The organism is Pseudomonas sp. BAV 4579 (assembly GCF_009765395.1).
Lineage (GTDB): Bacteria > Pseudomonadota > Gammaproteobacteria > Pseudomonadales > Pseudomonadaceae > Chryseomonas > Chryseomonas aestiva.
The window spans coordinates 1-24,670 of sequence record NZ_WHOV01000086.1 but is presented as its reverse complement, the minus strand read 5'-3'; the positions used below and the strand labels follow the sequence as shown (position 1 = coordinate 24,670).

General features: G+C 63.5%; 24 protein-coding genes and 1 pseudogene. 20 read left to right on the top strand and 5 right to left on the bottom strand.

All coding sequences use genetic code 11. The features are described from left to right. Positions 1–151: 151 nt before the first annotated feature. Together GSQ95_RS17330 and GSQ95_RS17325 are read right to left on the bottom strand one after the other, a co-directional pair. A complete protein-coding gene (locus GSQ95_RS17330; protein WP_158894522.1) occupies positions 152–1,231 on the bottom strand; it encodes a TIGR00730 family Rossman fold protein in 1,080 nt (359 codons plus the stop codon). Between the two features lie 15 nt (positions 1,232–1,246). Further along, complete coding sequence (locus tag GSQ95_RS17325; RefSeq protein ID WP_027597050.1) at positions 1,247–1,654, bottom strand: quorum-sensing-regulated virulence factor family protein; 408 nt, start codon at positions 1,652–1,654, stop codon at positions 1,247–1,249. A 141-nt stretch (positions 1,655–1,795) separates the two neighbouring features. Between GSQ95_RS17325 and GSQ95_RS17320 the strand changes: the two genes are divergently transcribed. Next, on the top strand, positions 1,796–2,530 hold the full coding sequence (locus tag GSQ95_RS17320) for a tRNA-uridine aminocarboxypropyltransferase (RefSeq protein ID WP_158894524.1): 735 nt from the start codon (positions 1,796–1,798) through the stop codon (positions 2,528–2,530). Here GSQ95_RS17320 and GSQ95_RS17315 read toward each other — a convergent pair. Continuing rightward, a complete protein-coding gene (locus GSQ95_RS17315) occupies positions 2,527–3,432 on the bottom strand; it encodes a DMT family transporter (protein WP_158894526.1) in 906 nt (301 codons plus the stop codon). The two genes, GSQ95_RS17320 and GSQ95_RS17315, sit on opposite strands and share 4 nt — an antisense overlap. 172 nt (positions 3,433–3,604) lie before the next feature. Here GSQ95_RS17315 and erdR point away from each other — a divergent pair, with 172 nt between their 5' ends. The 17 genes and pseudogenes from erdR to GSQ95_RS17235 all read left to right on the top strand — a co-directional run bounded on the left by erdR (position 3,605) and on the right by GSQ95_RS17235 (position 18,723). After that, on the top strand, positions 3,605–4,255 hold the full coding sequence (gene erdR, locus GSQ95_RS17310) for a response regulator transcription factor ErdR (protein ID WP_133859994.1): 651 nt from the start codon (positions 3,605–3,607) through the stop codon (positions 4,253–4,255). A gap of 93 nt (positions 4,256–4,348) precedes the next feature. After that, positions 4,349–4,729: a diacylglycerol kinase gene (locus tag GSQ95_RS17305; RefSeq protein WP_178118447.1), complete on the top strand. Its 381-nt coding sequence runs from the start codon at positions 4,349–4,351 to the stop codon at positions 4,727–4,729. 262 nt (positions 4,730–4,991) lie between these two features. Next, positions 4,992–5,153, top strand: a pseudogene (locus GSQ95_RS27235) (DUF6538 domain-containing protein); the annotation flags it as partial. A 234-nt stretch (positions 5,154–5,387) separates the two neighbouring features. After that, positions 5,388–6,443 carry a hypothetical protein gene (locus GSQ95_RS17300; RefSeq protein ID WP_158894532.1) on the top strand — a complete coding sequence of 352 codons (1,056 nt, stop codon included), beginning with the start codon at positions 5,388–5,390 and terminating at the stop codon, positions 6,441–6,443. A 95-nt stretch (positions 6,444–6,538) separates the two neighbouring features. Further along, positions 6,539–6,724 (top strand): hypothetical protein, encoded by a 186-nt coding sequence (locus GSQ95_RS17295; protein WP_158894535.1) that lies wholly within the window; start codon positions 6,539–6,541, stop codon positions 6,722–6,724. Between the two features lie 510 nt (positions 6,725–7,234). Further along, on the top strand, positions 7,235–7,792 hold the full coding sequence (locus tag GSQ95_RS17290) for a recombinase family protein (protein ID WP_158894538.1): 558 nt from the start codon (positions 7,235–7,237) through the stop codon (positions 7,790–7,792). Between the two features lie 148 nt (positions 7,793–7,940). Beyond that, complete coding sequence (locus GSQ95_RS17285) at positions 7,941–8,183, top strand: hypothetical protein (protein WP_158894541.1); 243 nt, start codon at positions 7,941–7,943, stop codon at positions 8,181–8,183. 1,075 nt (positions 8,184–9,258) lie between these two features. Next, positions 9,259–10,086: a hypothetical protein gene (locus GSQ95_RS17280; protein WP_158894544.1), complete on the top strand. Its 828-nt coding sequence runs from the start codon at positions 9,259–9,261 to the stop codon at positions 10,084–10,086. A 373-nt stretch (positions 10,087–10,459) separates the two neighbouring features. Further along, entirely contained in the window at positions 10,460–10,654 is a 195-nt protein-coding gene (locus tag GSQ95_RS17275) for a hypothetical protein (protein WP_158894546.1), read from the top strand. A 133-nt stretch (positions 10,655–10,787) separates the two neighbouring features. Then, on the top strand, positions 10,788–14,564 hold the full coding sequence (locus GSQ95_RS17270) for a hypothetical protein (protein WP_158894549.1): 3,777 nt from the start codon (positions 10,788–10,790) through the stop codon (positions 14,562–14,564). Between the two features lie 79 nt (positions 14,565–14,643). Next, the gene (locus GSQ95_RS17265; protein ID WP_158894552.1) at positions 14,644–15,003 is read left to right on the top strand and encodes a hypothetical protein; all 360 of its coding nucleotides are present in this window, start codon (positions 14,644–14,646) and stop codon (positions 15,001–15,003) included. 531 nt (positions 15,004–15,534) lie between these two features. Further along, complete coding sequence (locus GSQ95_RS17260; protein WP_158894555.1) at positions 15,535–15,801, top strand: hypothetical protein; 267 nt, start codon at positions 15,535–15,537, stop codon at positions 15,799–15,801. After that, entirely contained in the window at positions 15,801–16,292 is a 492-nt protein-coding gene (locus tag GSQ95_RS17255; RefSeq protein ID WP_158894558.1) for a hypothetical protein, read from the top strand. The genes GSQ95_RS17260 and GSQ95_RS17255 overlap by 1 nt, the downstream gene beginning before the upstream one ends. 43 nt (positions 16,293–16,335) lie before the next feature. Beyond that, positions 16,336–17,289, top strand: a complete 954-nt coding sequence (locus tag GSQ95_RS17250; RefSeq protein ID WP_158894561.1) for a hypothetical protein — start codon at positions 16,336–16,338, stop codon at positions 17,287–17,289. 251 nt (positions 17,290–17,540) lie between these two features. Continuing rightward, positions 17,541–17,906 (top strand): hypothetical protein, encoded by a 366-nt coding sequence (locus tag GSQ95_RS17245; RefSeq protein WP_158894564.1) that lies wholly within the window; start codon positions 17,541–17,543, stop codon positions 17,904–17,906. Positions 17,907–17,923: 17 nt separating this feature from the next. Further along, positions 17,924–18,193 carry a hypothetical protein gene (locus GSQ95_RS17240; RefSeq protein WP_158894567.1) on the top strand — a complete coding sequence of 90 codons (270 nt, stop codon included), beginning with the start codon at positions 17,924–17,926 and terminating at the stop codon, positions 18,191–18,193. A 287-nt stretch (positions 18,194–18,480) separates the two neighbouring features. Then, positions 18,481–18,723 carry a hypothetical protein gene (locus GSQ95_RS17235; RefSeq protein ID WP_158894570.1) on the top strand — a complete coding sequence of 81 codons (243 nt, stop codon included), beginning with the start codon at positions 18,481–18,483 and terminating at the stop codon, positions 18,721–18,723. Between the two features lie 45 nt (positions 18,724–18,768). Here GSQ95_RS17235 and GSQ95_RS17230 read toward each other — a convergent pair whose 3' ends face one another. Then, the gene (locus tag GSQ95_RS17230) at positions 18,769–19,089 is read right to left on the bottom strand and encodes a DUF2845 domain-containing protein (protein ID WP_158894573.1); all 321 of its coding nucleotides are present in this window, start codon (positions 19,087–19,089) and stop codon (positions 18,769–18,771) included. Between the two features lie 111 nt (positions 19,090–19,200). Further along, positions 19,201–20,370 (bottom strand): putative zinc-binding metallopeptidase, encoded by a 1,170-nt coding sequence (locus tag GSQ95_RS17225; protein ID WP_158894575.1) that lies wholly within the window; start codon positions 20,368–20,370, stop codon positions 19,201–19,203. 313 nt (positions 20,371–20,683) lie between these two features. Here GSQ95_RS17225 and GSQ95_RS17220 point away from each other — a divergent pair, with 313 nt between their 5' ends. Both GSQ95_RS17220 and GSQ95_RS17215 read left to right on the top strand, forming a co-directional pair. Beyond that, the gene (locus GSQ95_RS17220; protein ID WP_158894577.1) at positions 20,684–23,164 is read left to right on the top strand and encodes a circularly permuted type 2 ATP-grasp protein; all 2,481 of its coding nucleotides are present in this window, start codon (positions 20,684–20,686) and stop codon (positions 23,162–23,164) included. Continuing rightward, positions 23,164–24,045 carry a transglutaminase family protein gene (locus tag GSQ95_RS17215; RefSeq protein WP_158894579.1) on the top strand — a complete coding sequence of 294 codons (882 nt, stop codon included), beginning with the start codon at positions 23,164–23,166 and terminating at the stop codon, positions 24,043–24,045. The genes GSQ95_RS17220 and GSQ95_RS17215 overlap by 1 nt, the downstream gene beginning before the upstream one ends. The last annotated feature ends 625 nt before the right edge of the window (positions 24,046–24,670 follow it).

The window sequence follows — 24,670 nt, the reverse complement described above, 5'->3', positions numbered from 1 at the left end:
CGACAGGCCCTTTAGCGGACCTGTTGTGATTGGTGGGAGAGATGGTATCTACGGGAGAGTGCTGTAGGTTGGGTTGAGACGGCCCCATCGTCGAAGCCCAACACGGCGGCAGAGTCTAGATACGTTGGGCTTCGCAGTGCTCAGCGCCAACCTACGGGGATACCCAATGCTCCGGCCGATTGAGTTCATCCACCAGTTCGCGCAGACGACCGTAGTGGCGGCCGTGGAAGTCGAAGGCGAGGCGCGTCAGGTGGGCGAATTCTGCTTCGTCGGGCTGGCCTTCCCCCGGCGCCAGCTGGGTGAAGCCCGGGGTCCGGCAGAGGTCGCCGAAATCCGTTGCCAGGCGTGCAAGACAGGTCGGTGTCAGGGCGTGCTTGAGGCGGATATGGAACAGGCCGTCACGTCGGCGGGTGGAGTGGTAGTTGCCGTAGAAATGCTCGATCTCGGCGGCGGCGGCTTCCGCTGAGCGTACCAACCGGACCAGCTTGAGATCGGCGGGCAGGATGTAGCCTTCTTCCAGCAGATTGCGCTGCAGATAGGCCAGGGTGTCGTCCCAGAAGTGGCCGTCGGGGGTGTCCAGCAACACCAGCGGTACCAGCGGGCTCTTGCCGGTCTGGATCAGGGTGAGCACCTCGAAGGTCTCGTCCAGGGTGCCGAAACCGCCGGGGCAGAGCACCAGGGCATCCGCCTCCTTCAAGAAGAACAGCTTGCGCACATAGAAGAAGTGAAAGGACAGCAGGTGATCCGTGCCCTCGATGGTGGGATTGGCGCGCTGTTCGAAGGGCAGGGTGATGTTGAAGCCGAGACTGGCTTCGGGCCCGGCGCCTTCGTGGGCCGCGCCCATGATGCCGGCGCCGCCGCCGGTGATGACCATCATGTCGCGGCGGGCCAGGGCGCTGCCGAGTTCGCGGGCGAGGGCATAGAGGCCGTGATCGATGCGGGTCCGCGCCGAGCCGAACACCGTGACCTTGCGTCGCCGGCGGAAGCGCTCCAGGGTGCGGAAGGCCTGCTCCAGCTCCTTGAGCGTCTGCAGCATGATCTTGGCGTCCCAGCGTGCCGGATTGGTCTGCGCCATGCGCACCACCGTCACCAGCATCTCGCGGTAGAGGCCCAGGTTGGGGCTGCCGCCCGGCAGGGCGTGCTCCAGCAGTTCGTCGATGCGCTGACCGAGGTCGGCGGCGCTGGGCTCCACGTGGCGGGCCAGGTAGCTGTCGTCGCTGTCCTCGGTCATGGCCGCGGTCTCCGCTTACTTGCCCAGGCCGCAGTCGGCCGCCTGGAAGCGCTCGACCATGACCGGCTTGTTGGTCTGGTATTCGGTGAAGTCATAGACCAGGGTGGCGCCACGGGCCAGCAGCTGGCGATAGCCGTTGTTCTGGCAGACGCTTTCGGCGAGCTGTACCCGCACCGTGGCCGGATTCTCGCGCATGCGGGCGGCATGGGCCGGGCGGACGCTGAGGTTGTTGATCAGCTGCTTGCCCTGCACAGTGTAGCCGCGGTCGAGGATGTCCTCGTTGATGGCGCGGGGCGTGCCCTGGCTGCTCTCGGTCGCCACCTTGCGCAGCATCTGGTTGAGCTCGTGGTCCTTGAGCGACTCGGCCGCCTGGACGGTGAAGGGCAGGGCGAGGGTCAGGGCGAGCAAAGCAAAACGAGGCATCGTGTTCTCCAGCGTAGAGGAGCCCGTTTCGACCGTGGTCGCGGGCGGGGGTTCGCAGGGCGTCTGCGCAGGGTAACCTGCCTGGCCGCCGCGGGCATCCCGATCGCTCTGGTAAACTGCGCTTTTGCCCGCGAGCCCGGCATGACCCCGATCAGCGACACCCCTCTGCATGCCGTGGCCCGTCTGCGCCAGGAGCGCCTGGCGCGCAGCATCAAGCCCTTCATCGCCCGTGGCTCGCGCATGGCGCGCTGCCCGAATTGCCGCCTGGCACCCAGCCACTGCCTCTGCGACCTGCGTCCCCTGCGCCAGACCCACGCCGGCATGTGCCTGCTGATGCACGACGTCGAGCCGCTCAAGCCGAGCAACACCGGTTGGCTGATCGCCGACGTGGTGGCCGACACCCATGCCTTCGGCTGGAGTCGCACGGCGGTGGATCCGGCGCTGCCGGCATTGCTCGCGCAGCCGGAATGGCAACCGCTGCTGGTGTTTCCCGGCGAGTACGCCGCGCCCGAGCGGGTGGTGGAGAGCCTGCCGCTGGCACCCGGTCAGCGCGCGCTGTTCGTGCTGCTGGATGCCACCTGGACCGAGGCACGCAAGATGTTTCGCAAGAGTCCCTATCTGGACCGCCTGCCGGTGCTGAGCTTCCAGCCCAATGCCCTGTCGCGCTATCGCCTGCGGCGCTCGACCCGGGGCGAGCACCTGTGCACCGCCGAGGTCGCCGCCCTGTGCCTGGAACTGGCTGGCGAGGCACCGGCCGGTCGCTTGCTGGAGGCCTATCTGGATGTCTTCAGCGAACGCTACCTGGACGCCAAGCATCATCTGCCGCTGGCGGCGGACAGCCCGGCCAGCCGGCAACTCAAGGCCCTGCGGGGTTAGTTGACCGGCTTGATCTCCACCGGCGCCTGGCGTGGCCAGAGCTGGGCGGCCAGCATGCCGGCGAACATCAGCACGCAGCCCAGGTAGCCACGACCGCTGAGGGCCTCGCCCAGCAGCCAGGCGCCGAAGAAGGCGGCGAACACCGCCTCCAGGGAAAAGATCACCGCCGCATGGGAGGCGATGGCGCCGCGCTGGGCGAACACCTGCAGGGTGTAGCCGATGCCGGCGGCGATCACGCCGCCATAGAGCAACTCGGGCAGGGCCAGGACGATCCCGGTCGACTGGATCGGCTCGAAGGCCAGCGCCAGCGCCAGGCTGAGCACGGCGCAGACGCCGAATTGCAGGATCGACAGCACCGTGGCGTCGTGGCGACTGGAATAGTGTCCCACCAGCAGCACATGGACCCCCCAGGCCAGGGCGCCGGCCAGTTGCAGCAGATCGCCCGAGGCCACGTGGAAATTGTCGCCGATGCTCAGCAGCCCCATGCCGACCACCGCCAGGCTGGCGCCGATCCAGGTGCCCAGGTGGCTGCGCTGGCCGAGCAGCAGCCCCAGCAGCGGTACCACGATGACATAGAGACCGGTGATGAAGCCGGAGTTGGTCACGCTGGTGAACAGCAGGCCGACCTGCTGCAGGTTGATGCCCAGGGTCAGCACCAGGCCCATCAGCAGGCCGCCCTTGAAGGTGTCGCGGGTCAGGCGCTGCTGGCGGCCGCGGCGGCCGCGGCGGCGCACGAACAGGAGCAGCGGGACCAGGGTGAGGGCGCCCAGGGCGAATCTCAGGCCGGTATAGAGAAAGGGGCCGATGTGCTCCATGCCGCCGGTCTGGGCGATGAAGGCGCTACCCCAGATGAGGGCGGTGAGCAGCATGAGCAGATCGGCACGCAGGGCGGCGCTGGGCATGGGGCGTCTCTTGGGCAAAACGGCAACTGTGCCGCAAACCGCAGGGCCTTGCCTAGCGTCCGCGGTCCGCCCGGCCTTGCCCCCGTCCGCGCCGTTCGGCATGCTTGCGTGCAGCCCGTGCGCCAGCTACCTGGTCGACGTGGGCGCTCACGACAACAAGGAAAGCTACACCATGGCGGCTGCCTACCAGATCCTGATCGCCGACGATCATCCGCTGTTTCGCAGCGCGCTGCAGCAGGCCCTGACCCTGGGCCTGGGCGCCCAGGCACGGCTCACCGAGGTGGCCGACATCGCCGAACTCCAGGCCTGCCTGGCCGAGCGTACCGACTGGGATCTGGTCCTGCTCGATCTCAACATGCCCGGCGCCTATGGCTTTTCCGGACTGGTCCTCCTGCGCGGCCAGTATCCCCAGGTGCCGGTGGTGATGATCTCGGCCCAGGAAGAACCGGCGGTGGTGCAGCGCGCCCGGGAATTCGGTGCCAGTGGCTTCATTCCCAAGTCCAGCGATCTGAGCACCCTGCAGCAGGCGGTCAGCCAGGTGCTGGATGGCGATACCTGGTGGCCGCCCCAGGTGGAAGGCGCCCCCGCCCTGAGCGAGGAAGCCAAGGCCGCCAGCGCCGGACTCGCCAGTCTCACCCCCCAGCAATTCCGGGTGCTGACCATGCTCTGCGAAGGCCTGCTCAACAAGCAGATCGCCTTCGAGCTCAATGTCTCCGAGGCCACGGTCAAGGCCCATGCCACGGCCATCTTCCGCAAACTCGGTGTCCGCACTCGCACCCAGGCGGCGCTGCTGCTGCAGCAACTGGAGAGCACCTCCAGCTGACCCAGGCGCTGTCGGCGCCTGAACCGGACGCGACCCTCGACTTTCACTTTCTGGCAGCTGCCGTCCATCCGGATCGGCGGTTCGCCCCTCTGGATGGAGCTCTCGGTGATCTCTCCCTACAAAGGCAAGACCGGCCTGCGCCGGGTCATCAAGGCCACCGGCTATTCCCTGGCCGGCCTGCGCACGGCCTTTCGCCAGGAAGCGGCCTTTCGTTCGCTGGTGATGCTCAATGTGGTGCTGGTGCCCCTGGCCTTCTGGCTGGACGTCAGTCGCGGCGAGCGGGCGCTGCTGGTGGCGGTCTGCCTGCTGTCGCTGGTGGTCGAACTGTTCAACGCCGCCATCGAGGCGGTGGTGGATCGCATTTCCCTGGACTGGCACGAACTGTCGAAGAACGCCAAGGATCTGGGCAGCGCTGCGCAGTTCGTGGCCATGATCATCATCGCCGTGGTCTGGGGCATCGTCCTGCTCGGGTGAGCAGGACCCCGGTCAGAGGGGAGCGCCCAGGGTGGCACCCGCCGTGGTGTCGTCCGCGGCCAGGCCCTGTTCCAGCACGCTGGGCTGGGCCGAGTGGATGACCTTGTGGATGAAGCTCCGGGACACACGGACGGTACCGGAACGCCGCTGAACCCAGCTAGAATGCGGCTTTGAGCGAACTCTAAACCGGGACACACGCGCTGCTGTGCTTGCATGTGCAGCGGTCACGTGTCCGGGTCACGTGTACACCCGAGGCTGAAGCATGAGCACGTACCTAACACGCAAGGATGGGCGGTACCTGTACCGCAGGCGATTCCCTAAAGCCGTGGCTGACGCTATTGGCCGGGTGGAGATGAAGCGTGCCCTTGGCACAGCGGATCGGGCGGAGGCATTGAAGCTATCGCGGGCATTGTCCGTCGAGTTCGACCGCGTGTGCGAGGATGCCCTGGCACCGGCCCAGATCACACTAACGGAGGCGCCTGCCGCTCCAGTCTTGCTCAGTGCTGACGAGATCATGCAGCAGATGCAGGGCGCTATACGTCGTGTCCAAAGGGATGCCCTGGAGCGAATGCAGTCGCCAGGCTGGCAAGGGGAATTCGAGTGGCAGCGCCAGGCACTACAGGCGCACGCTGCAGGGAACATGCCGCCAGGCGTGCAAATGCACCCTGTAATTGCACAGGCCGCTCTGAGGGCCCTAGATGACGTTCAGAAGGGTACCCTGTACGGTGGTGGCGGCTCTGAGGAGATCGTGCAGCCTAGACCCCCTGTAGGCGCTCCTGTGGCGTCTGAGGCGGCAGGGGAGGGGCGTGCTACGCAAGCGGAATTCGAACTGGCCTTGGAACAGTACTGCGTCGGCAAGTCGAAATCAAGGAAGTCGCAGGCTCGGAATGTGAGCGCAGCCGTCCTCCGTTTCCCGTGTACGCCTGTAGAGGCCGAAGCACAGATTCTGCAGCACCTGACCACAAAGCTAGCTGAGGGCGGGAGGGCGAGTACGCTCAGGACGTCAAGTACGCTGCTGTTCGCCATCCTTAAGTGGCTCCCAGGGTTCGAGAACCTAGCACTGCCTAAGCGGCACCCGACTACCGAAGCACTCCGGGGCGAGACCTTAGATGTGGAGGCGCGCGCGTCTGTCCCACGTGACCTGTTAGTACAGGCCATCCGAACGTTCCAAGAGACCAGCGACGAGGTGTCCGCTGCCGCGTTCCGTGTGCTCGCTCTGTACGGCATGCGGCCCTCTGAGCTGCTGCGGGAAGGGCGCGATAGCATCCAGCTCCGTAGGGATGTGCTGGGGAATGTGGAAACGGTATTCGTGGCCGGCCTGACCATGCGGAAGACGCGGGGCAGCAAGCGCTCCCTGCCGATCCACTTGGACGACCTGCCTTTGTTCGAGACCGTGCACGCCGCTCTGGAGCTTGAAGATGACTGCACCCTTGACGAGCGAGAGCATCGGGGGCGAATCAGGAGTAACGAGCTAGCCAAGCGCTTCCGTAGGCTTCTGCCAGCAGAGGTACGCTCACAGTACAGCCTGTACGGTGTTAGGCACCTGTTCGCCGACTTAGCCCGCGCAGCCGGTGCGACTGAGGAGGAGACGGGCTTGCTGCTAGGCCACACTGCTAAGGGCGGGTCGAAGGTGACAGGTATCTACGGCGGGTCCGGCTCTCTGGACCGTGCTAAGGAGATTCTGGCAGGGGTGCGTTCCTTGCTGTCGGAGTAGGCCGGGAAAGCTCCTGGGGTGCGTTGTAGAGTATCGTCTTGGACAGGGATGGCGGCGCATGCAGCCAGCCTAATCATCAACAAAGGGAGTTGTGTATGAACTGGGTGCTGTTCGTTCTGGTACTAGGGCAGGATGCTGAGAGAACACCGGCTGTTACTACAGCGGTCTTCCATACCGAGGCAGGTTGTCGGACTGCTGCGGATGCCGCCGCGTTTAGCTTTGAGCGGTATGCACGGGCGGTGCAGGCGTTCTGTACGCCGAACAACCTGCCGCCAGGCTGAAGTACTCGGACCAAAAATTGATTTCTCCACGCGAGCCGGTCACTCCATCACTACAGGCCAGCTTTCCCCCATAGGGGTGGCCTTGACGCTAATCCTGCTGTACGGCGAAGACGATGAGCTGCCACCGTATCGCGCCTGCGGATGGATCGTGTTGACGATGATTCTGAGGCGGTAGCGGTTTCCCTCGTGCTATGGCTATCTCATCACCGCAAGATGCACAGCGATATATGCCAGGGTACGGGGCATCTGTCCCTGGCGTGTATGCCTCGTCGAATACCTCGTGGTTGTCCTGTTTCACCCGCTGCGAATACTTATAGAAAGCCATCCTGATATCTCCCTGGATTGTCTCTTCACCATAGCCACATATCTCAGCGGCGCAATGGCTCAAAAGGTACACCCTGTGAGCCACTCGTCGGGTATGGTGGTAAGGGTAGCTCAAAGGTGTTGACGGCTCAGTGAGCCAGGATGATGATGTGAGCCATACCTACTGAGCCACTCCAGGGAATCACCATGGCTACCATCGGATACATTCGAGTCAGCACCACTGAGCAATCCACCGACGCGCAGCGCCATAGCCTAGGCGAGCTGTACAGTGTGGATCGCTGGTTCGAAGACGCAGGCGTATCGGGCGCTGTGAAGGCCTTGGAGCGCCCTGGGTTCGCTGCCCTAGTGGCGTACGTCCGTGAGGGCGATACCATCGTGGTGAGCGCTGTAGACCGTTTGGGCCGGGATACCATCGACGTGCTCAGCACTGTGCAAACACTCCAGGCCAAGGGTGTGAGCATCATCAGCAAGCGCGAGGGCTTCGACCTGAGCACCAGCATGGGTAAGGCGATGCTCACTATGCTAGCTGCTGTGGCGGAGCTGGAGCGCTCGAACATCAAGGCTCGGCAGATGGCGGGTATCGCCAGGGCGAAGGCTGAGGGCAAGGCGCTGGGCCGGGTGAAGAGCATCCCCGATGCCGAGGTGGCCGCATGGAGGGCTGAGCACGGCGCCAGCATCAAGCAAACAGCCGAGCAATTCGGCATCAGCGTGGCGAGTGTGAAACGGGCGTGCGCATCAGCTTAGGCCAGGCCAGCAGAAACGGAGCCAGCCTAGATGCCGACCATAGCTACCACCGGGTACGCTGGGGAGTACCGCATAGGTATAGCGGGAGTGCCGGCGCGGTTCAGCACATGAGCTACGCTGAGGATTCCACTCCTCAGGAGATACCGCTATGTACGATCCGACCGCTACGTATGACGTGCTCGATCCGAACACAGGCGAAGTGTTGGGGCGATTGAAGGCAGGGCAATACACTGACCTTCATTACGGAGGGGTGGATAAGAATGCCATCGACGGTAGTATGGATGGGACGCAGCTCAAGTCCTATGAGGGCAAAGTCATCGGGCATATCGACGGCGATGCGTTTGTGCAGGAACACAGCGGGATAGCGTACCCTTTGCGCCTTCAAGCCTAGGCTAGACCCTAGGGTAGCTGCGGCTCAGTCTGGGTTTCTATGCACCTCGCAGCGGACCAGGCAGAGGCGCTGGAGCAGCAGCGTGTGCAGTTCCAGGCGGCGCTTAGCCCTAGCACCCTGAGTCAGCCCGGGCCACTCTGAGCCACCCCCCTCTCTAAAACCCGCATGCTAGAGCCTTGGGCCATTTGGCTCACAATATATAGAGTGGCCCGCTGTTCCTGTTCTATTCCTGCTTTGCCTGTGCACCTGCCCCTCTTGGGCTGTTCATGTGCTTCCGGTGTGTACTACGAACCGGTACGGGTACCGCAGGTACACCCTCTCCCAGACCGCACAGAGCATCCACAGGGTGCCCTGCGCTTCGCTGTGCCTGGATGCTACTGCAGTAGCCCTGCTGGGAAACCGGAGCCAGCCTAGGCTTCCGCGTTCCTGATCGCGGGTGCCTGTCCTTCCCCGACATCACCACCACCGTGCATTCACCGCAGCAACACGGATCGGTAACTCCTGTGCCTGTACAGCGCTCTGAGAGGGCATGCACGGGCTCTGAGAGCGTGCAATCCCGGTTCGCTGGCATTCGGCTGTAACTGCCTTAGAACCCGCGTGCTAGCAGGGTTTGCATTTAAATCGACACAACTAGGGAAGGTAAGGCTCACAACGGATGCCACTTAGTAGCTGACTTCACGGGTTAGTAAGGCAAACAACCCCCTGCCACTTAGACGGCCACCACCAGGGAGGGAAGGGCTGCAACGCTTCGACCATAGACATTTGACTTATCGGGCAAGCAAGGCAAGAGAAGCTGCTGGAACTGCTTTAGAGCGCTGATTACAGCGGGAATGGTCATAGAGTTTGCACAACTAGGAGACCCAAGGCCAAAACCGACGTGCAATAGACTGGAGACTCTACGAGAGAAGCAAGGCTAAACCCGACCGTGCAATAGCTGGCGCCTTACAGGGTAAGCAAGGCCCGAGCAATCCAGTGCATCACCGGGAGCGACTCCCGTGCATTCAGAACAATTCAGAACCGCCGACTGTAGAGCCAGACTCCTTTCGGTTGAACCCACCACAGAGCGAGGAACGTTATGACGACCAACGCTGAAAAATCCCAGGGTGATCCCCTGGCAGAACTGAACCTACTGGTACGAGCGCATCAGCTCCGACCCCTCATGTCGGAACGGAAGATTGCCGCTGAGCTGAAGATCAGCCGGCGCAAAGTATCAGCTCTGCTCGCGCAGGATTGCCCGATGCAGATGCAAGACCCCATAGAGCTGATCGTCGAGAGCATCGAACCGAGCATTAGCCGGACTCTCGGCGTGCACGAGATCACCGAGCTTGCTATTCGACCAGAAGGCGTAAAGCGCGGTGAGTACCAAAACATCCTTGGCGGAATATTTGGATTTGTTAAAGCAGCCGATTACAACGGCCTGGAGTTGAACATGACTGAGCAACAGCATCGAGACATCAAGCGAGATGTACGCAGAGGCGCCTTGAAGCGCGGTAGCACCGCTGTGTTTGTGCCCGCTTGGATGGATGCCACCGACGCTAAGCGCTGCAACAGGGCCATGCTAGAGGCCGTGCAGGAAGCGTACGAAGCGATTGAGCATGCCGCTATGCGGTTCTGCCAGGAATTCCCAGAGGCATCATTCAAGTCAGCTATGCATGAGATCACTGCCCTAGCCGTCCCTGGCTACGCAGCAGAGCCCGTAGCAAACCGCTTAGATAGGAACGAGGAAATTGCCGAGGTCCTTGCAGAGCGAAATCCTAGCACCCGCGCCAGCCAGACCATTCCCACACTGTATATTGTGAGCCAAATGGCCCAGGGCTCTACGGCGCATGTTTCAGCGGAGGGCGGTTCAGCACTGGCCCGCACTGGTTCGGCTGATCCAGAGCTGAACCGGCTGTGCATGTGAACCTGTTTTAGCCGTACGCATGCGTACGATTTGCGTACGGACCTACTTGAGGATAACCACTACCCCGAACACAGGAGGCCGACATGGCTTATACGTACGATCCAACCGATGGGATGCAGCCCATAGAACTGCAGTGGTGGGCAGAGCTTGAGGCTGGCCCTGCGAATGCGTTCCTCCGACAGAACTTCGCTCCGTACCGCTCGATCGTGCGGCGGTGGGAGCAGTACCAGCGGCTTCTAGCAAAGAAGGCGGTACTGGCCCGGCTAGAGAGCATGGGGGCTTGAGTGGTCCACTATTCCTACGGAGTAGGTGGTAAAAATAGGCCCTCACGGAGGACATGTCCTCCTTCTGCATACCCCGCCTGGAGACCAGCATGAGCAACGTTATCGAAATGCCCGATGGCAGCATCATCATCGACGATGGCGGCATCACACCCCGCGTCACTGCCCGTCGTATGGCTCAGGACGGTAAGACCCTGGAGCAGATAGCCCAGGAACTGGGAGCGCCCCTAGAGACCGTGCGTGAGTACATCACCGATGGCGAGTCCATCGAACCGTCCGACGACTGATCTGCTGTACCTGTCCCCTCAGCTAATCAAGCTCCACCTCATCTAACCCCACACACCGAACTGCTCCAGCCCTGCTGGCGGCATTCGGCTGCCTGAAATTCAGGCCACTAAACCTAGAATCTGGAGGATCACAATGGATTTAATCCGAAAGCGCCCCGGCGCAGAACTAGCACTGAACCAGCCGAGCACCCCTGTGCAAGCAGGCGGGTACGTACAAGGCGATGAGAACCCGCTGCTGGAGTCCAGCACCCCCGACGCTGCGAAGGCCCTGACCGTCGCACCCATCTCGAATTTCCAGACTGCTCTCGGTGCCGCTAAGGAGACGATCCTGGCGAAGGCTATCCGTGGCATCGAATACATGCAGATACCCTCTGAAGAGGATTTCAATCCCGATTACGCCTTGAGAGGGCGTGGCCAGTACAACGAGAGCGAACTTGAGTTCTTAGCAGACTCCCGCAGCACTGCAGAGCTGGCCCAGCGACAGCAGCAGGTGCAAGCCACCCGCGAGAACTACGCCGCGATGGCCGCGAACCCTGTCACCGCCATCGCAGCGAGCCTGTTCGACGTGGATGCCGTTATTGGCTTCGGTGTCGGTAAGGCTGTGAGCATTGGCCGTACTGCCCGCGCTATTACTGCCCTGAGTGCTAACGCTGCAGTCTTGGGCGTGGCATCGAGAGGTGGCGACATCGGCATTGCTGATGCCATCGGCACCAGCCTGGGCGTAGCCCTCGCAGCAGCACCCCGTGTACAGCGCGCTGCAAGGGCTGTTGAAGGTGCGGCAGAGGAGGGCGGTACCGTCGCACAGGGCGCAGCTAGAACGCTCGACGCAGGGGCTCCTGAGGCCGCTCCGATCCGTGCTGTACAGGCTGCCCCCGAGGGTACTCCTCGCATGCCGGAACTCCCCGATCCGGACTACGTGAAGCCCCAGCCAGACATGGCCTGGAACAAGCCTCACGTGAACATCGCAGTAGGCACTGGCGAGCAGATCAGCACAACAACCCAGAACGCGCTCCGTGCGGTCTTGAACATTGGCGAAGATCTACCGGAGGGCGTCCGCACCCTGGGCCGCGCCTTGAGCGAATCCCTCGACGCCGACGCTGATATTCCTTTGGTGCTGCGTACTCGGGAAGGTGCCTCACGCTCCAGTGTGAGCATCGGTCCTGACGGCTCCGCTATCGAGACTCAAGTGTTCAGCCGCGCAGGTGTGGCCGGGGACTTGGATGGTGCAATCCGTGGCATGACTACCCAAGAGAAGAGCATCGTTCTGCACGAGGCAGCACACGCCAAGACCAGCGCCAATATTCGTGCATGGCAAGAGGGCACCCTACCCGATGGCGTGGCGAAAGATGCCATCACCCGTATCGACGAGATTCGCCAGGAGGTACAGGCGAGCACGAAGTTCCGACAGCTCTTCGGCAGTAACGAGTCCGGTCTGAACTACGCCCTACGCAGCAACGATGAATTCATCAGCCAACTGTTCAACGATGCGAAGTTTCGTACCGCGCTTCAGAGCGTGAAGGTCGGTGAGCAGAGTGTGTGGTCGGAGCTGGTGCGCAAGGTGGTGCAGGCGTTCACTGGTAAGGCCGATGACACCGCCCTGAGTGCGACCGTAGCAGAGTTCGAGAAGCTGCTAGGCGAGAGCAACAATGTGGCGAAGTTCGGTCCTCGGAACATGCCGACCATGCAGAGCGAGTTCCTGCAGGCACCGAAGGACATGCGCGAGCTTAGCAACCGGGTATGGGCAGGGATCAGCAAGAGCACGAGCCTGTACCAGAACCTTGCCCATATCAGCCCGAAGGGTGCTGAGCTAGCCGAGCGGCTTGTAGTGGACGCTACTGGCACGAACGCTAACTCAGCAACGCATTACGCCCGCACCGCTGAGCTGGCAGCTAACGTGGCGCACGCCCAGGTGGACGCTGCGCTCCGGCAGGCAATGACTGCACAGGGCTGGAGTACATTCAGCCGCGTACGTAGCCCCCAGGTGTACCTGCGAGCACAGCGCGAGCTGAGCGAGAAGGTGTACGGACAACTAGCCGAGAACCATCGGCGATTCCTTGCAGGGGACGAGGTGCTGGAGCATCCAGACCCTGCTGTGCAGAAGATCGTGCAGACGTTCGCGGACTCGAAATGGGCAGAGGGCAACCTTGAGCGCATCAAGTCGTCCGGCATGACCGGCGCCGAGGACATCACCGCTAGCCCGTACTACCTGCCCCGCCAGCACAGCGCATCGAAGGTGCGTGAGTTCGTGAACAGCGGTAAGGGTGTGACCCGTGCTGATGTCGAGAACATGTACGCGGACCAGTTCCTTCGCATGTACGAAGATCGCGGCATGGATGCAGCTAAGGCTAGCCAGCTCGGGAAGCAGATGCTGCGGAACATGGAAGAGCGTGCAGATGGCGCCACCGGGTACAGGCAGAACATCGCCGGTATGCAAGGTGACGACATCGAGTTCGCGATGCGGGCTGCTGGTATCGGTGACGATGAAATCGAGCGTTTCATGTCCGGCGTGAACAAGGCCCAGGGCGAGAGCAACACCGCCCGTAACCTGAAATCTCGTGTCGAGTTCGATATGACCCGGGACTTCTACGCTGCGAACGGGACGGCTATCAATCCTCAGATGTTCGTGAACAAGGACGTGAACCACCTTATGGAAGGGTACAGCCGGAACATGTCCGGTCGGATCGGTCTCGCTAAGGCCGGCTTCCCCGACCTGCGGGATGTGCTGAAGGCCGTGGATGAGGTGGTGGACTCCGCCCCGGATACGCGTGCTGCGAAGTCTGCCCGTGAAGCCCTGGACAACACCGTGAACCAGTTGCTCGGGTATCCCACTGGGGAGCGTGCCCCGGACACCCTGCGCAGCATCAGCATCCTGTCGGGCGCTGAGGCGCTGGCGAACTCCGGCCTGTTCCAGCTTGCGGACGTAGGGATGATGTTCAAGGAGTACGGGACGCTGAAGACCCTTAAGGCCATGTCCCGGACGAAGTTCGGTCGGAAGGCTCTAGAGATTGCGCAGTCCCCCGAGTACGGCTCCCGGCTTCGAGATGTCCTCGAATCGCGGAACGTCCTGTCCGGTCGTTACCGCTCGGTCCTGACCCACCTCGACGACAACACCGACATTGGCAGCATGCACGCATTCAATTCGACTGTGCAGCAGGCGGGCCAAAGCACCCGGTTTGTGAACGGTATGGAGTACGTCCGGCGCGGTCAGAGCAAGATCGCAGCGGGCTTGATCGGCGACACCTTGGATGACGCTATCAAGGGCAATGCCGAGGCCCTGCAGCAAATGCGCAAGTTCGGTCTAACCGACGAGCTGGCAGCAAAGGCGAAGGCAGCGCTAGACCAAGACCCCGACCTTCGCTCCTGGCCGAGTGACATCCGGTTCGACCTCGAAACCGTAGGCCAGAACGCGGCAGACAGCATCGTGCTGGAGAACCGCCTTGGCGAGATTCCTGCGTGGATGCAGTTCTCCGCGCTGGGCAAGGTGTTCCTCCCGTACATGTCGTTCGTTGCTGGGGCCTGGAACAAACTTCTACTGCGCTCTTGGGTGAACGAGAGCGCGAAGGGTGTAGCCCTGATGTTCGCGTACCAGCTTCCGCTCACTACCTTGACCACCGTTGCGGCCATGGCAGTCCAAGGCAAGGACCTTAACGCGAAGGACATCATGCTCCAGACGCTGGAGAACGTACCTCTGCTGAGCTGGTTCGGTTACGCCTTGGGCTTCCTCACGAACGGTCCGTCCAGCAGCATTGCTGCGCTTGGCAGTATCGACAAGCTGCACGCTGCTATCTCCGGCATCGTGAACGGCGATGCAAGCGCCGAGCAGATCATTAAGGCGGTTCCGTTCCTGAGCATCCTACCGGGCGCAAGGGCAGCGGGTATCGCTATCGACGAGGCTGCGGACGAGCACTGATGTACGTGCCTGTACTCCGCTGTAATCGCACCTGAATACCTTACGAGGATAACCACAACTTAGAAACTGGAGGACCATTATGGACCCGATGATTTCCGCACTACCCCTGATCGCCGCTCGACTCGCTGCCCTCGAAGCACAGGTCGAAGAGCTGACGAGGCATCAGCACAGAATCAGCTCCCGCACGTACAGCCTGGAGAACCTGCAAGCGCAGGACGTACTCAGCCAGGCCAGCTCCGATCTCAAGGCCGATGCGCTCGCACGGCATGGTCGCGGAGCCCTCCCTAAGAACATCGCACGTGCAGTTGGTGTCACCGAGACCATCGTGCGCCGCTGGCTTAAGGAGGCCGGCCTGACCCCTTGCAACCACTCCGGGTCAGGAGTTTTCAGGACTTGCGTAGGCATGGACCAGAGCCCCGATGCCGGCGGTGCAGCTTGAACTACCTGTGTATCAGTACCGCAGCGCAAAGCATCATCGGATGCGTATGCAGCAGTACCCAGCCCCGCAGTAGAACAGGCCTCGGCGCGTGCGTGTTCGTACCCGTGAGCGAGCGTGTTCTGGATAAGTACTACGCGCTGTCGCAGCAGCTTCGGCACGGGGACGTACTGCCCGTGGTTGCTCTAGCTGACACAAGCCCATCGTTCCGAGAAGCTGTGTTCGGCACTAGCCCTGTGGGGTCGTCGCCAACGAAGCGCCGTGACCGCTCCGCGCTTGGCAAGGCGAGAGCACGTGCTGCCGCAACGGCTAGGGGCGAAGGAATGCGGCCTGCAGCAGCGTAAAAACGGCTACCCAGTACTACCGTACCGACCCCCTGAATTTACCCCTCGCGAGCCGCTCTAGCACGCATAACGGATGCGCGCTTTTGGCATTCCCTCGCCTTGAATTCACCGAGTACCCATTCCCGCAGTACTCCCGCCTTGATGAAGAGCGAGCGGGCTGGATTGCTGCGCCCTGAAGAAAGGAGCACCCATGTCTAAGAAATCTGGATTGAGCTACACCGACCGCCAACAGCTTGAGCACTTGACCTCTCGCCTCGGCCCTACCGCCAGCCCCCGCCAACGCGAGCGGGTGAACTCGGAGATTGAGCAACTGCTGCAGGGCAAGCAGCTCACGAACCAAGACCTAGCCCTAGCCGCTTACTACGTCGGGAACGTCGACCGCTCGACCGAAGGCCAGCAGACCGCACAGGCCCTGGCTGCTGCGTATCGCGGCGGGTACCAGGAAGGTGGTCAGTAATGGCCGTCGTCCTTAACAAGGATCTGCCGCCTCTTGAGCGCATGCAGAAGGTAGTTCGGTACTCACCGCAGTACCTGAGCCTCTTGGAGTACGTCACCAACGGCGCGTCCCCGTACGCCTGTCCTGTCACCGAGTCCGTCGAGCTGAGCACCGGGGGCAGGGAGTACATCGTGCGCATCGACGGCGAAGTGTACGCCGCCCACGAAGTCGCCCGCGTACTACGCGCCCCACGCAGCCGCGCCCTGGCTGATCTGGCTCAGGCCATCACACAACTGGAGAAATTACCTATGCCCAACCTGAACAGTATCGGCGCCGAGAAGCGCGCCAGCATCCATAGCGCCATGGTGGCGTTCGGCAAGCTTGCAGCACGCTACAGCGCGAACGGTGCAGACCTGTCCGTACAAGAGCTACAGGAGCACACCGCTGCCGCTCTCCGTCTCGTGCAAGCGCTGGCTGCTGCTGGCATCACTGCACCGGCCCCTGCGCAGTAACGCTGCGTACACACCCCATCTCTCGAATCTGGAGGAACCACATATGATTACCGCCACCCACGATGACCTGCTGCAATCCCTGAGCAACGCCGACCTGCTTGCTCCCGTCGGCTTCGATAACGCCGCTGAACCCACCCCGATGCCTCTGCCTAAGGAAGTAGCCGAGGCTATCCGCCAGAAGCAGATGCCGGAGCTGCCTGAGTTCACAGCGCAGGCTGAGCGCATCCTGAGCGCTGACGACATCCCGGACCTTCCGCCCCGCCTGGAGTACCCAGTGGGCATTCCCAGTGATACCGGCTGCAGCAGCACCTTGCAGTCGAATGGCGGGAAGGTACGCGAGTCCCTTACCGCTCTGCTGTCTGAGCGGGTGAAGTCCCTGGAGGATGTGCTGTTCCTGCAGCGGCTTATCAGCTCTGTCGCTGTCGATCACCTGCACACCCACCGTTTCGGCATCCTGCTGGAGCAGCGGAACAAGGCTGCTGCGGCTAAGACCTCCGGCGAGGCTGAGGCTGTGCAGGTCGCTATGCTGGGCGAGGCTGCTGCCATTGAGGCAGGCCAGTACCTGCAGCCGGATGAGTTGGCGTTCGTTATGGAGCACGTCCAGGCTGGCCGCTTGAACATTGCGCAGAACATCGCCGGCCCGCTGGTGGATGTTCAGGCCCTGGCGAAGGGTGCGGGTAAGGACTGGCGAGCCCTGGCGACCGAGTGGGCTGCGAAGGCTGAGGTGCCCCAGCACTGCACCGTAGCCGCCGGCACTGAGCCTGGCGCTACCCAGGGCGCTGTGAGCAAGGTGTCGTACTCCGTAGGCGTACAGCCTGGCGAGGGCTGGATTCTCTCCCGGTACTTCGACGGCATGTGGTTCCCGATCCAGGCCAGCCCCGATGCCTTGGAGCGCGCCAGCGCAGTGCGTGCCGATCTGACGGCACAGCGCAGCCGGGCCGCGAAGTTCACCCCAGGTATGGGCGGTGTGTTCCGCGACGAACTGGTACTGCTGTAATGGCCCGCCCCGTTCTGCGGAGCGGGGCGCATCCCACGGCAGCCGACCTCGCGAGGATGAGGCTCGGATACTCGGGATACGACACCCGCCTAGAAGCCATCAAGGCACGCAGCCCCGCCCGGTACGCGGCAATCATGGCTGGCGCGAAGCACTTCACCGACCCTGCTTGGGTATGCACCGAGTGCCAGTGCAGCGAGCGCAGCACCCGGAACCTGGCTTGCAGGATATGCAGCTCCGCCAGGGCACGCCGTGTGTTCGTGCACGACAAGGCAGCCGGCCTGCTGGTGTACCGCGCTGAGAACCCCGACCGCTCTGAGAACTGGCAGCAACGCCATCAGGCGAACCTGTACGTACAGCACGCTGAGGCAAGCCTTAGCAAGCTGCCAGGCCAGGCAGTGGGGCGGTTCCGGTTCGAGGGCTGCCGCGTCTGGAGTGCCGACGCTGTGGTGCTGGATGTACCGGCGCTCATGCAGTGCTGCGACGCCCTGCACAGCGGAGACGCTGTGCGCATCCGGGAGTGCGTGCTCCCCCTGATCGAACATGACAAGGCCCTAGCTGTGCTGGTGCGAAGCATCGCGGGCGCCTTACTGAACACAACGAAACCTAGACCGGCCTAGCGCCGAAGGAGACTGGAATGAGCCATCTCATTAAAAAGCACATCACCGAACAGAACACCGCTGTACTGGGCGAGTACCTGACTTTGGACCTGACCAGTCCGAGCGGTCTGCGCTGGAAGAAATACAACGGAGGCCATGGCGCCGCGAAGCGCGAGGCCGGCGACGTAGCAGGCAGCATGACTAACTCCGGCGTATGGCTGGTATCCGTGAAGGGAATGCGCGTGCCGTGCCTGGCTGCGATTGGAAAGCTCCTGGCGCAGGCGCATGCCCAGCGGGAGGCAGCGTGAGCGCCGGGGCAGGGCGACGCCCTGTAGTGCTGCCAGGGATTGGGCTGAGCGCTGATGAGCTAGGTCAGGTCGCACAGCTCACGCATTCGCAGCGGTACGAACTGAACCAGGGCCTGGACCACCAGGGAGCAACTGTGCAGGGCACTAGGGGCAGCATCACCCGGAGTAAGAAGCCCCCAGTTCCTCCTGCGCTGCACGAGACTTTCGCCCTAGACGAGCGCTCCGCCCTAGACGACCGCTCCGCCTCAGGGCTGTCGTTCCGTGTGCTCGGGAGACCGAGCAGGGCCATGGCAGGCTGTCCCAGCCATGTACTTTGGCCCACCGACCCGGAGCAGCCTAAGCCGGTGGTGTACCCGCTGAGTTTCCGTGTGCCGGTAATCGTCGGGTACGTTCCTGTGCTCGGCCTAGAGGACGGCTGGGAGGCTGTGATGTTCTCTGTTCCGTGCAGCAAGATCCGGGAGCGCCTGCAGCTTCTGCAGCAGATCGAGCTATTGGAACAGCACATGCAGGAACAGGCGCAGGCGGCTTAGGCTGCCTGCCCTTTTTGCCCTACCAGAAGCAGATGTGTCCTCAGACTATTTACTGTCCCACCCCACAACCACACCGTTCTCTAACGTGATCCGCAGCGCATAGCGTCCCTTGCCGGTGCGGTTGTACTTCCAGACCTCTTTGGTTTTGGTCTTCATCACGCGATGGTCGGTATCGAGAGGTTTGCCAATAGAGTCGATTAGCTGTTCTGGCGTCTGCCCCTGCCAGAACATCTTCTTCATGATCCTGTTCACGATGAGCTCATCACCGTACTTCGCCATGAGCTGCTGCCTTCGAACCCTATTTAGATAGGCGCCGATCAGTGCCCAGACGACACAAAGAGCGATAAAGCCGAACACGTATTCCATCGAAGCACATCCCTATACGAAACATGGAATGTGACAGAGTAGACGTTCCTATCCGGCTAGACCAAATGCGAGGAGTGACGCCGGGACACACGACCCGGCCACTCGTCGGAATCACACGGCGGTGTCGCTCACTAAGTTATTGATATCTAACAGATTTGCACCATCTACGACCTTGTGGATGAAGTGCAGCTTGGCGATCACCGGGGCGGGCAGGGCGAAGGGATAGAAGTCCGGCTGGCCCATGCTGCGCGACAGTTCGTTGAGCATGGCCGCCAGTTCGATCCAGGCATTGGCGAAGCCGAGGAATTCGTCGTCGCTGCGATCCTCGGCCTCGTACAGCGCCTCGCGGGTGAACGGCTGGAAGTCCAGCTGCAGGCTGCCGGCGTTCATGCCCAGGCTGGCGGCGGTGGCCAGGGTATCCATCATGTGCAGGTAGTGCGCCCAGGTTTCCGCCCAGTCCTCCCAGGGGTGCATGGTGGCGTAGGCGCTGACGTACTGGTTCTCCCAGCCCGCCGGTGCGCCCTGCTCGTAGTGGCGCTGGAGCGCCTGGCCATAGTCGGCGCGTTCGTCACCGAACAGGGCGCGGAAGGGTTCTTCCCAGTCGGTGCCGGCGACCAGGCGATCGAAGTAGTAGTGTCCGACTTCATGGCGGAAGTGCCCGAGCAGGGTGCGATAGGGTTCGTGCATGTCGGCGCGGACCTTTTCCCGATGGGCATCGTCCGCTTCGAGGATGTTCAGGGTGATGAGGCCATTGGCGTGCCCGGTGGTGGGGGTGCCGGTGGCGTCGGGGGCGAGGAAATCGAAGGCGAGGCCGTGCTCGGCATCCACGGTCTGGGGGATTACCTGCAGCCCCAGGCCCAGCAACTGGGCGACCAGTTGCCGCTTGGCCAGCTCCAGCTTGCGCCAGCGCTCGCCGTTGCCTTCGAAGGACAGGTCCGGGATGGTGTGATTGAGCTGGCAGGCCACGCAGAAGCTTTCTCCCGAGTCGGCCGGTACCAGCCAGTTGCAGGCGGCGGGCATGTCCAGGTTGGCGCAGCGGCGATAAAGCGCGCTGGTTGCCTCGGGCAGTTGCCAGAGGCCGCCTTCGCCTGGCAGCAGCGTCGTCGGCGTGCCCTGGTCCGGGGCGTAGCCCAGGGCGTTACCGCAGGCCAGGCACTCGCTGTTGGGAAAGAAGATGGCCTGGCCGCAGGTGCAGTTGGCGACCTTGCGCTGGACGGGCAGGGCGCGCAGGGCGTTGCGTTGCTGACGATTCGAGCTGTAGCTTCCGAGAAAATTGCGCATGGGGCTGATACCTGGCGAGAGCGGCCGCGTCGGACGCCGGCGGAGCGCCGGCGTCTTGCTAGCGGATTAGTAGAGCGGCTCGACCCGGGAGTTCCGGGTTGTTCGTCGCCTGGGACGGTCGGCGAGGGCTCTGGGATCGGCCCCTGCACCGGGCGCCGCGCCACGGGCAGCGGCGGCCAGCGTTAGCGGTGGCGCATCCCGACGCACATCACTACCCTAGGTGACCGGTCGCGACCGGCGCGTGCGTTCCGGCGTGCCCGTCGAGGCGACCTCTCCGAACCCGCTCGCGTATCCTGTCAGCCGTCTTCCGACCATGCCCCCGAACGCTTCCCGCAATGCCAGTGATATGACCGGCAGCTACCACGAACTCTGGAGTCCGCGGGGTGGCGTGCGGCCGTCCTGGCGCCGCTTCTACGGTCATCTGGCCGGACTGCGACCCGCGCAGCTCGATCAGCGCCAGGCGTTGATCGCCCGGCAGATCCAGGAAAACGGCGTGACCTACAACGTCTATGCCGATCCCAAGGGCAGCGACCGGCCCTGGGCACTGGACCTGCTCCCGCAACTGATCTCGGCGGAGGAGTGGGCACCCCTGGCGGCGGGCGTGGCGCAGCGGGCGCGCCTGCTGAACCGGGTACTGGGCGATCTCTATGGCGAGCAGCGCCTGCTGCACGGGCGGCTGCTGCCGCCGGAGCTGGTGTTCGGTCACAACAACTTTCTCTTGGCCTGCCAGGGGTTGCGCCCGCCGGGCGATACCTGGCTGCACGTCTATGCGGTGGATCTGGCGCGCGGGCCCGATGGCCGCTGGTGGGTGCTGGCCGATCGCACCCAGGCGCCCTCCGGCGCCGGCTATGCTCTGGAGAACCGCCACATCGTGGCGCGGGCCTTTCCCGAGTTGCACCGCGATCTGCAGGTCCAGCCACTGAATGGCTACTTCCAGGCCCTGCAGCGCACCCTGAGCACCGGCCTGGACACCGGCGAGGAGGCACCGCTGGCGGTGCTGCTGACGCCGGGACGCTACAACGAGACCTACTTCGAGCACCTCTACCAGGCCCGGCAACTGGGTTTTCCGCTGGTGGAAGGCCAGGACCTCACGGTGCGTGACGCCTGCCTCTATCTGAAGACCCTGAGTGGGTTGAGGCGCGTCCACGCGGTGTTCCGCCGGCTGGACGACGACTTCTGCGATCCGCTGGAATTGCGCACCGATTCGGCGCTGGGCGTACCCGGCCTGCTGGAAGCGGTGCGCCAGGGCAACGTCATCATGGCCAATGCCCTGGGCAGTGGCCTGCTGGAATCGCCCGGTCTGCTGGGCTTTCTGCCCGGCGTCTGCCAGGCGCTGCTGGGCGAGACCCTGGCGCTGCCCTCCGTCGCCACCTGGTGGTGCGGCGAGACGCCGGTGCGGGAAGCGGCCCTGGCGCGGCTGGCGGAGCTGGTGATCAAGCCGGCCTATCCGGCCCAGGGCTTCGAACCGGTGTTCGGCAAGGCGCTGGATGCCGCGGGACTGGCCGAATTGCGCGCGCGCATCCTGGCCACGCCCCATGCCTATGTGGCCCAAGAGCGCATCCAGCTGTCCCAGGCGCCGGTCTGGCAGGGCGGCAGTCTGCAGTCGCGCGCCATCGGCATGCGTGTCTATGCGGTGGCCAGCGAAGACGGCTACTGGGTGATGCCTGGCGGCCTGACCCGGGTCGCCCACGAGGGCGCCGCGGTGGTGTCCATGCAGCGTGGCGGATCGAGCAAGGACACCTGGGTGCTGGGCGGCAGTCGCGGCGCCGCCGAGGTGCCCGGAGCGCGGGTGCTGGGGGTGCGCGACCTGGTGCGCAAGGACCCCTTCCTGCCCTCGCGGACCGCCGAGAATCTGTTCTGGTACGGTCGCTACAGCGAGCGCTGCGAGGATGCCGCGCGCCTGCTGCGGATCGTCCTGAGTCGCTACCTCGACGCCGACGACGGCGGGCCGGCGGTGCAGTCGGCCATCGATCTGGCCACGGCCCTGGAATTGCTGCCGGCGGGTGGCCGGCTGGCGGAGCAACTACGCGCGGCCCTGGGACCGGGTGACTTTCCCAGCGGCCTGGGCGCCAATCTGCAGCGCCTGCATTGGGCCGCGGCCCAGGTGCGTGGCCGGCTGTCGCCGGAGAACTGGCGCGCCATCCGCGAGGTGGAGCGCGAGGCCCATGGCCTGGGTCAGGTCGGCAGCGAGCCAGGCGAGGCGCTGCAGAGTCTCAACCGCCTGGTGATGGCACTGGCGGCGGTGGCCGGCTTCACCTTCGACGACATGACCCACGACGAGAGCTGGCGCTTCCTGATGATCGGCCGGCGCATCGAGCGGGTGCAATTCCTTGCCGGCAGCCTGGCGCACTTTCTCGAAGGCGGCGCCACCTGGGACGCGGCCGGCCTGGAATGGCTGCTGGAACTGGGCAACAGCATCATCACCTATCGGTCGCGCTACCAGGCGGCGCCCCAGCTGATCCCGGTGCTGGACCTGCTGATGCTGCACGAGCACAACCCCTATTCGATCCGCTTCCAGCTGCATGCGCTGATCAACGCCGTGGAGCACCTGGAACGCTACTACGGCCTGCCCCGCGATCCGGCGCTGCACGATGCCTACGATCGCCTGCGCCGCTTCGACCTCGCGACCCTGGAGAACACCCTGTTCGGCGACGCCGGGCGGGTCGAGGTGCAGCAGGGGCTGGCGCGCCTGCTGCGGCAGGTCGCCGAGGCCAGCAGCCAGCTGTCCGAGCGGGTCATCTATCGCTGCTTCGCCCATGTCGACGCCGTCAGCCAGCGCACGGTGTCCATGTGATGAATCAGGTCCGCTATCGCATCCAGCACGACACCCACTATCGCTACGCGACGCCGGTGTCGCTGTCGCAGCAGCTGCTGCACCTGTTGCCGCGCGACTGCGGCTGGCAACGCTGTCTGTCCCGGCAACTGGTGATCCTGCCGCAGCCGACCCAGCGCCAGGACGCCTGGGACGCCTTCGGCAATCCGCTGACGCGATTATCCTTCGAGCGACCCCACGACGAACTCTATGTCGGCACCGAGCTGGAGGTGGAGGTGGATTCCCGCGCCGGTCTCAGGTTGGCGGATTCGCCCGCCTGGGAGGGGGTCCGTGACGGCCTGCGCTATCCCGCCGTCCAGGTGTCGCTGGACGTCCATCACTTCCGCTTCGAATCCCCGGCGGTGCCGCTGGACGGCATCTTCGCCCGCTTCGCCGAGGAGTGTTTCCCACCGGGCCGTCCCCTGTTGCTGGGCTGCCGGGCGCTGATGGAAAAGATCCACCGCGAATTCCGCTTCGACGCCACCGCCACCCAGGTGGCGACGCCCCTGCGCGAGGTGCTGGAGCACCGCCATGGCGTCTGCCAGGACTTCGCCCACCTGATGCTGGCCTGCCTGCGTGGCCTGGGGCTGGTGGCGCGCTACGTCAGCGGCTATCTGCTGACCCGGCCGCCACCCGGCAAGCCGCGGCTGATCGGCGCGGATGCCTCCCACGCCTGGGTCAGCGTGCATTGCCCGCGGCTGGGCTGGGTCGATTTCGATCCCACCAACGACGTCCTGCCGGACCTGGAACACATCACCCTGGCCTGGGGCCGCGACTTCACCGACGTCTCGCCGCTGCGCGGGGTGATCCTCGGTGGCGGCGATCACGACCCGGTGGTCGAGGTGACGGTAACGCCGTTGTAGCGCGTTTGGCTTGGCAGGGATTCCAGCTAAGGAACACCTAGCTACAGCACCGTAGCGTGGAAAACGGCGCAGCCTTTTCCACTGGGACCGCGTGGCAAGGGGCGCCCTCACCCCAGCCCTCTCCCGCGGGGAGGGGGGTTGTTCGAGCAGGCGTTCAGCGCTATCAGTCCGGGCAAGATCGGCATCAGCTATCGCACCCGCTTGTAGAGGTGACGCTGACCTTGGCGATTTTCAAAGTGGAGCCATAGGTGCGGCCGGCGTTGGCTGGGTCGTGGCAACAGGCAATTCGCTGTTGCGTCTCCGCAGAGCCCTTATTGTCTATACAAAATGGAGTGTAGCCTTTCCCCGGTGCTGAGCTTCCATGGCATCACTGTCAGCGCTCTTCTTGCTTCTAAGGCAAGAAGAAGCTTCATGTGCTTGACGATCAATCGACTCTGGATTAAATGTATATACATTAACCGGAGAGGTCACCATGTCCGTCGCTACCCAGCCGCTGCTCTGGCGCCACGTCACCCTGTTCGATGGCCTTCAGACCCGGCCCACGCCCATGGCCGTGCGGGTGGACGTTGGTCGCATCGTCGGGCTCTGGCCGGAAGCCGACTTCCAGCCCGCGTTGGGCGAGGGG

What these genes read in the sequence shown, in the direction of transcription:
- GSQ95_RS17330 (WP_158894522.1), bottom strand. Translation starts at nt 1,231, where the DNA reads ATGACCGAGGACAGCGACGACAGCTACCTGGCCCGCCACGTGGAGCCC.
- GSQ95_RS17325 (WP_027597050.1), bottom strand. Translation starts at nt 1,654, where the DNA reads ATGCCTCGTTTTGCTTTGCTCGCCCTGACCCTCGCCCTGCCCTTCACC.
- GSQ95_RS17320 (WP_158894524.1), top strand. Translation starts at nt 1,796, where the DNA reads ATGACCCCGATCAGCGACACCCCTCTGCATGCCGTGGCCCGTCTGCGC.
- GSQ95_RS17315 (WP_158894526.1), bottom strand. Translation starts at nt 3,432, where the DNA reads ATGCCCAGCGCCGCCCTGCGTGCCGATCTGCTCATGCTGCTCACCGCC.
- erdR (WP_133859994.1), top strand. Translation starts at nt 3,605, where the DNA reads ATGGCGGCTGCCTACCAGATCCTGATCGCCGACGATCATCCGCTGTTT.
- GSQ95_RS17305 (WP_178118447.1), top strand. Translation starts at nt 4,349, where the DNA reads ATGGAGCTCTCGGTGATCTCTCCCTACAAAGGCAAGACCGGCCTGCGC.
- GSQ95_RS17300 (WP_158894532.1), top strand. Translation starts at nt 5,388, where the DNA reads ATGCACCCTGTAATTGCACAGGCCGCTCTGAGGGCCCTAGATGACGTT.
- GSQ95_RS17295 (WP_158894535.1), top strand. Translation starts at nt 6,539, where the DNA reads ATGAACTGGGTGCTGTTCGTTCTGGTACTAGGGCAGGATGCTGAGAGA.
- GSQ95_RS17290 (WP_158894538.1), top strand. Translation starts at nt 7,235, where the DNA reads ATGGCTACCATCGGATACATTCGAGTCAGCACCACTGAGCAATCCACC.
- GSQ95_RS17285 (WP_158894541.1), top strand. Translation starts at nt 7,941, where the DNA reads ATGTACGATCCGACCGCTACGTATGACGTGCTCGATCCGAACACAGGC.
- GSQ95_RS17280 (WP_158894544.1), top strand. Translation starts at nt 9,259, where the DNA reads ATGACGACCAACGCTGAAAAATCCCAGGGTGATCCCCTGGCAGAACTG.
- GSQ95_RS17275 (WP_158894546.1), top strand. Translation starts at nt 10,460, where the DNA reads ATGAGCAACGTTATCGAAATGCCCGATGGCAGCATCATCATCGACGAT.
- GSQ95_RS17270 (WP_158894549.1), top strand. Translation starts at nt 10,788, where the DNA reads ATGGATTTAATCCGAAAGCGCCCCGGCGCAGAACTAGCACTGAACCAG.
- GSQ95_RS17265 (WP_158894552.1), top strand. Translation starts at nt 14,644, where the DNA reads ATGGACCCGATGATTTCCGCACTACCCCTGATCGCCGCTCGACTCGCT.
- GSQ95_RS17260 (WP_158894555.1), top strand. Translation starts at nt 15,535, where the DNA reads ATGTCTAAGAAATCTGGATTGAGCTACACCGACCGCCAACAGCTTGAG.
- GSQ95_RS17255 (WP_158894558.1), top strand. Translation starts at nt 15,801, where the DNA reads ATGGCCGTCGTCCTTAACAAGGATCTGCCGCCTCTTGAGCGCATGCAG.
- GSQ95_RS17250 (WP_158894561.1), top strand. Translation starts at nt 16,336, where the DNA reads ATGATTACCGCCACCCACGATGACCTGCTGCAATCCCTGAGCAACGCC.
- GSQ95_RS17240 (WP_158894567.1), top strand. Translation starts at nt 17,924, where the DNA reads ATGAGCCATCTCATTAAAAAGCACATCACCGAACAGAACACCGCTGTA.
- GSQ95_RS17235 (WP_158894570.1), top strand. Translation starts at nt 18,481, where the DNA reads ATGGCAGGCTGTCCCAGCCATGTACTTTGGCCCACCGACCCGGAGCAG.
- GSQ95_RS17230 (WP_158894573.1), bottom strand. Translation starts at nt 19,089, where the DNA reads ATGGAATACGTGTTCGGCTTTATCGCTCTTTGTGTCGTCTGGGCACTG.
- GSQ95_RS17225 (WP_158894575.1), bottom strand. Translation starts at nt 20,370, where the DNA reads ATGCGCAATTTTCTCGGAAGCTACAGCTCGAATCGTCAGCAACGCAAC.
- GSQ95_RS17220 (WP_158894577.1), top strand. Translation starts at nt 20,684, where the DNA reads ATGCCCCCGAACGCTTCCCGCAATGCCAGTGATATGACCGGCAGCTAC.
- GSQ95_RS17215 (WP_158894579.1), top strand. Translation starts at nt 23,164, where the DNA reads ATGAATCAGGTCCGCTATCGCATCCAGCACGACACCCACTATCGCTAC.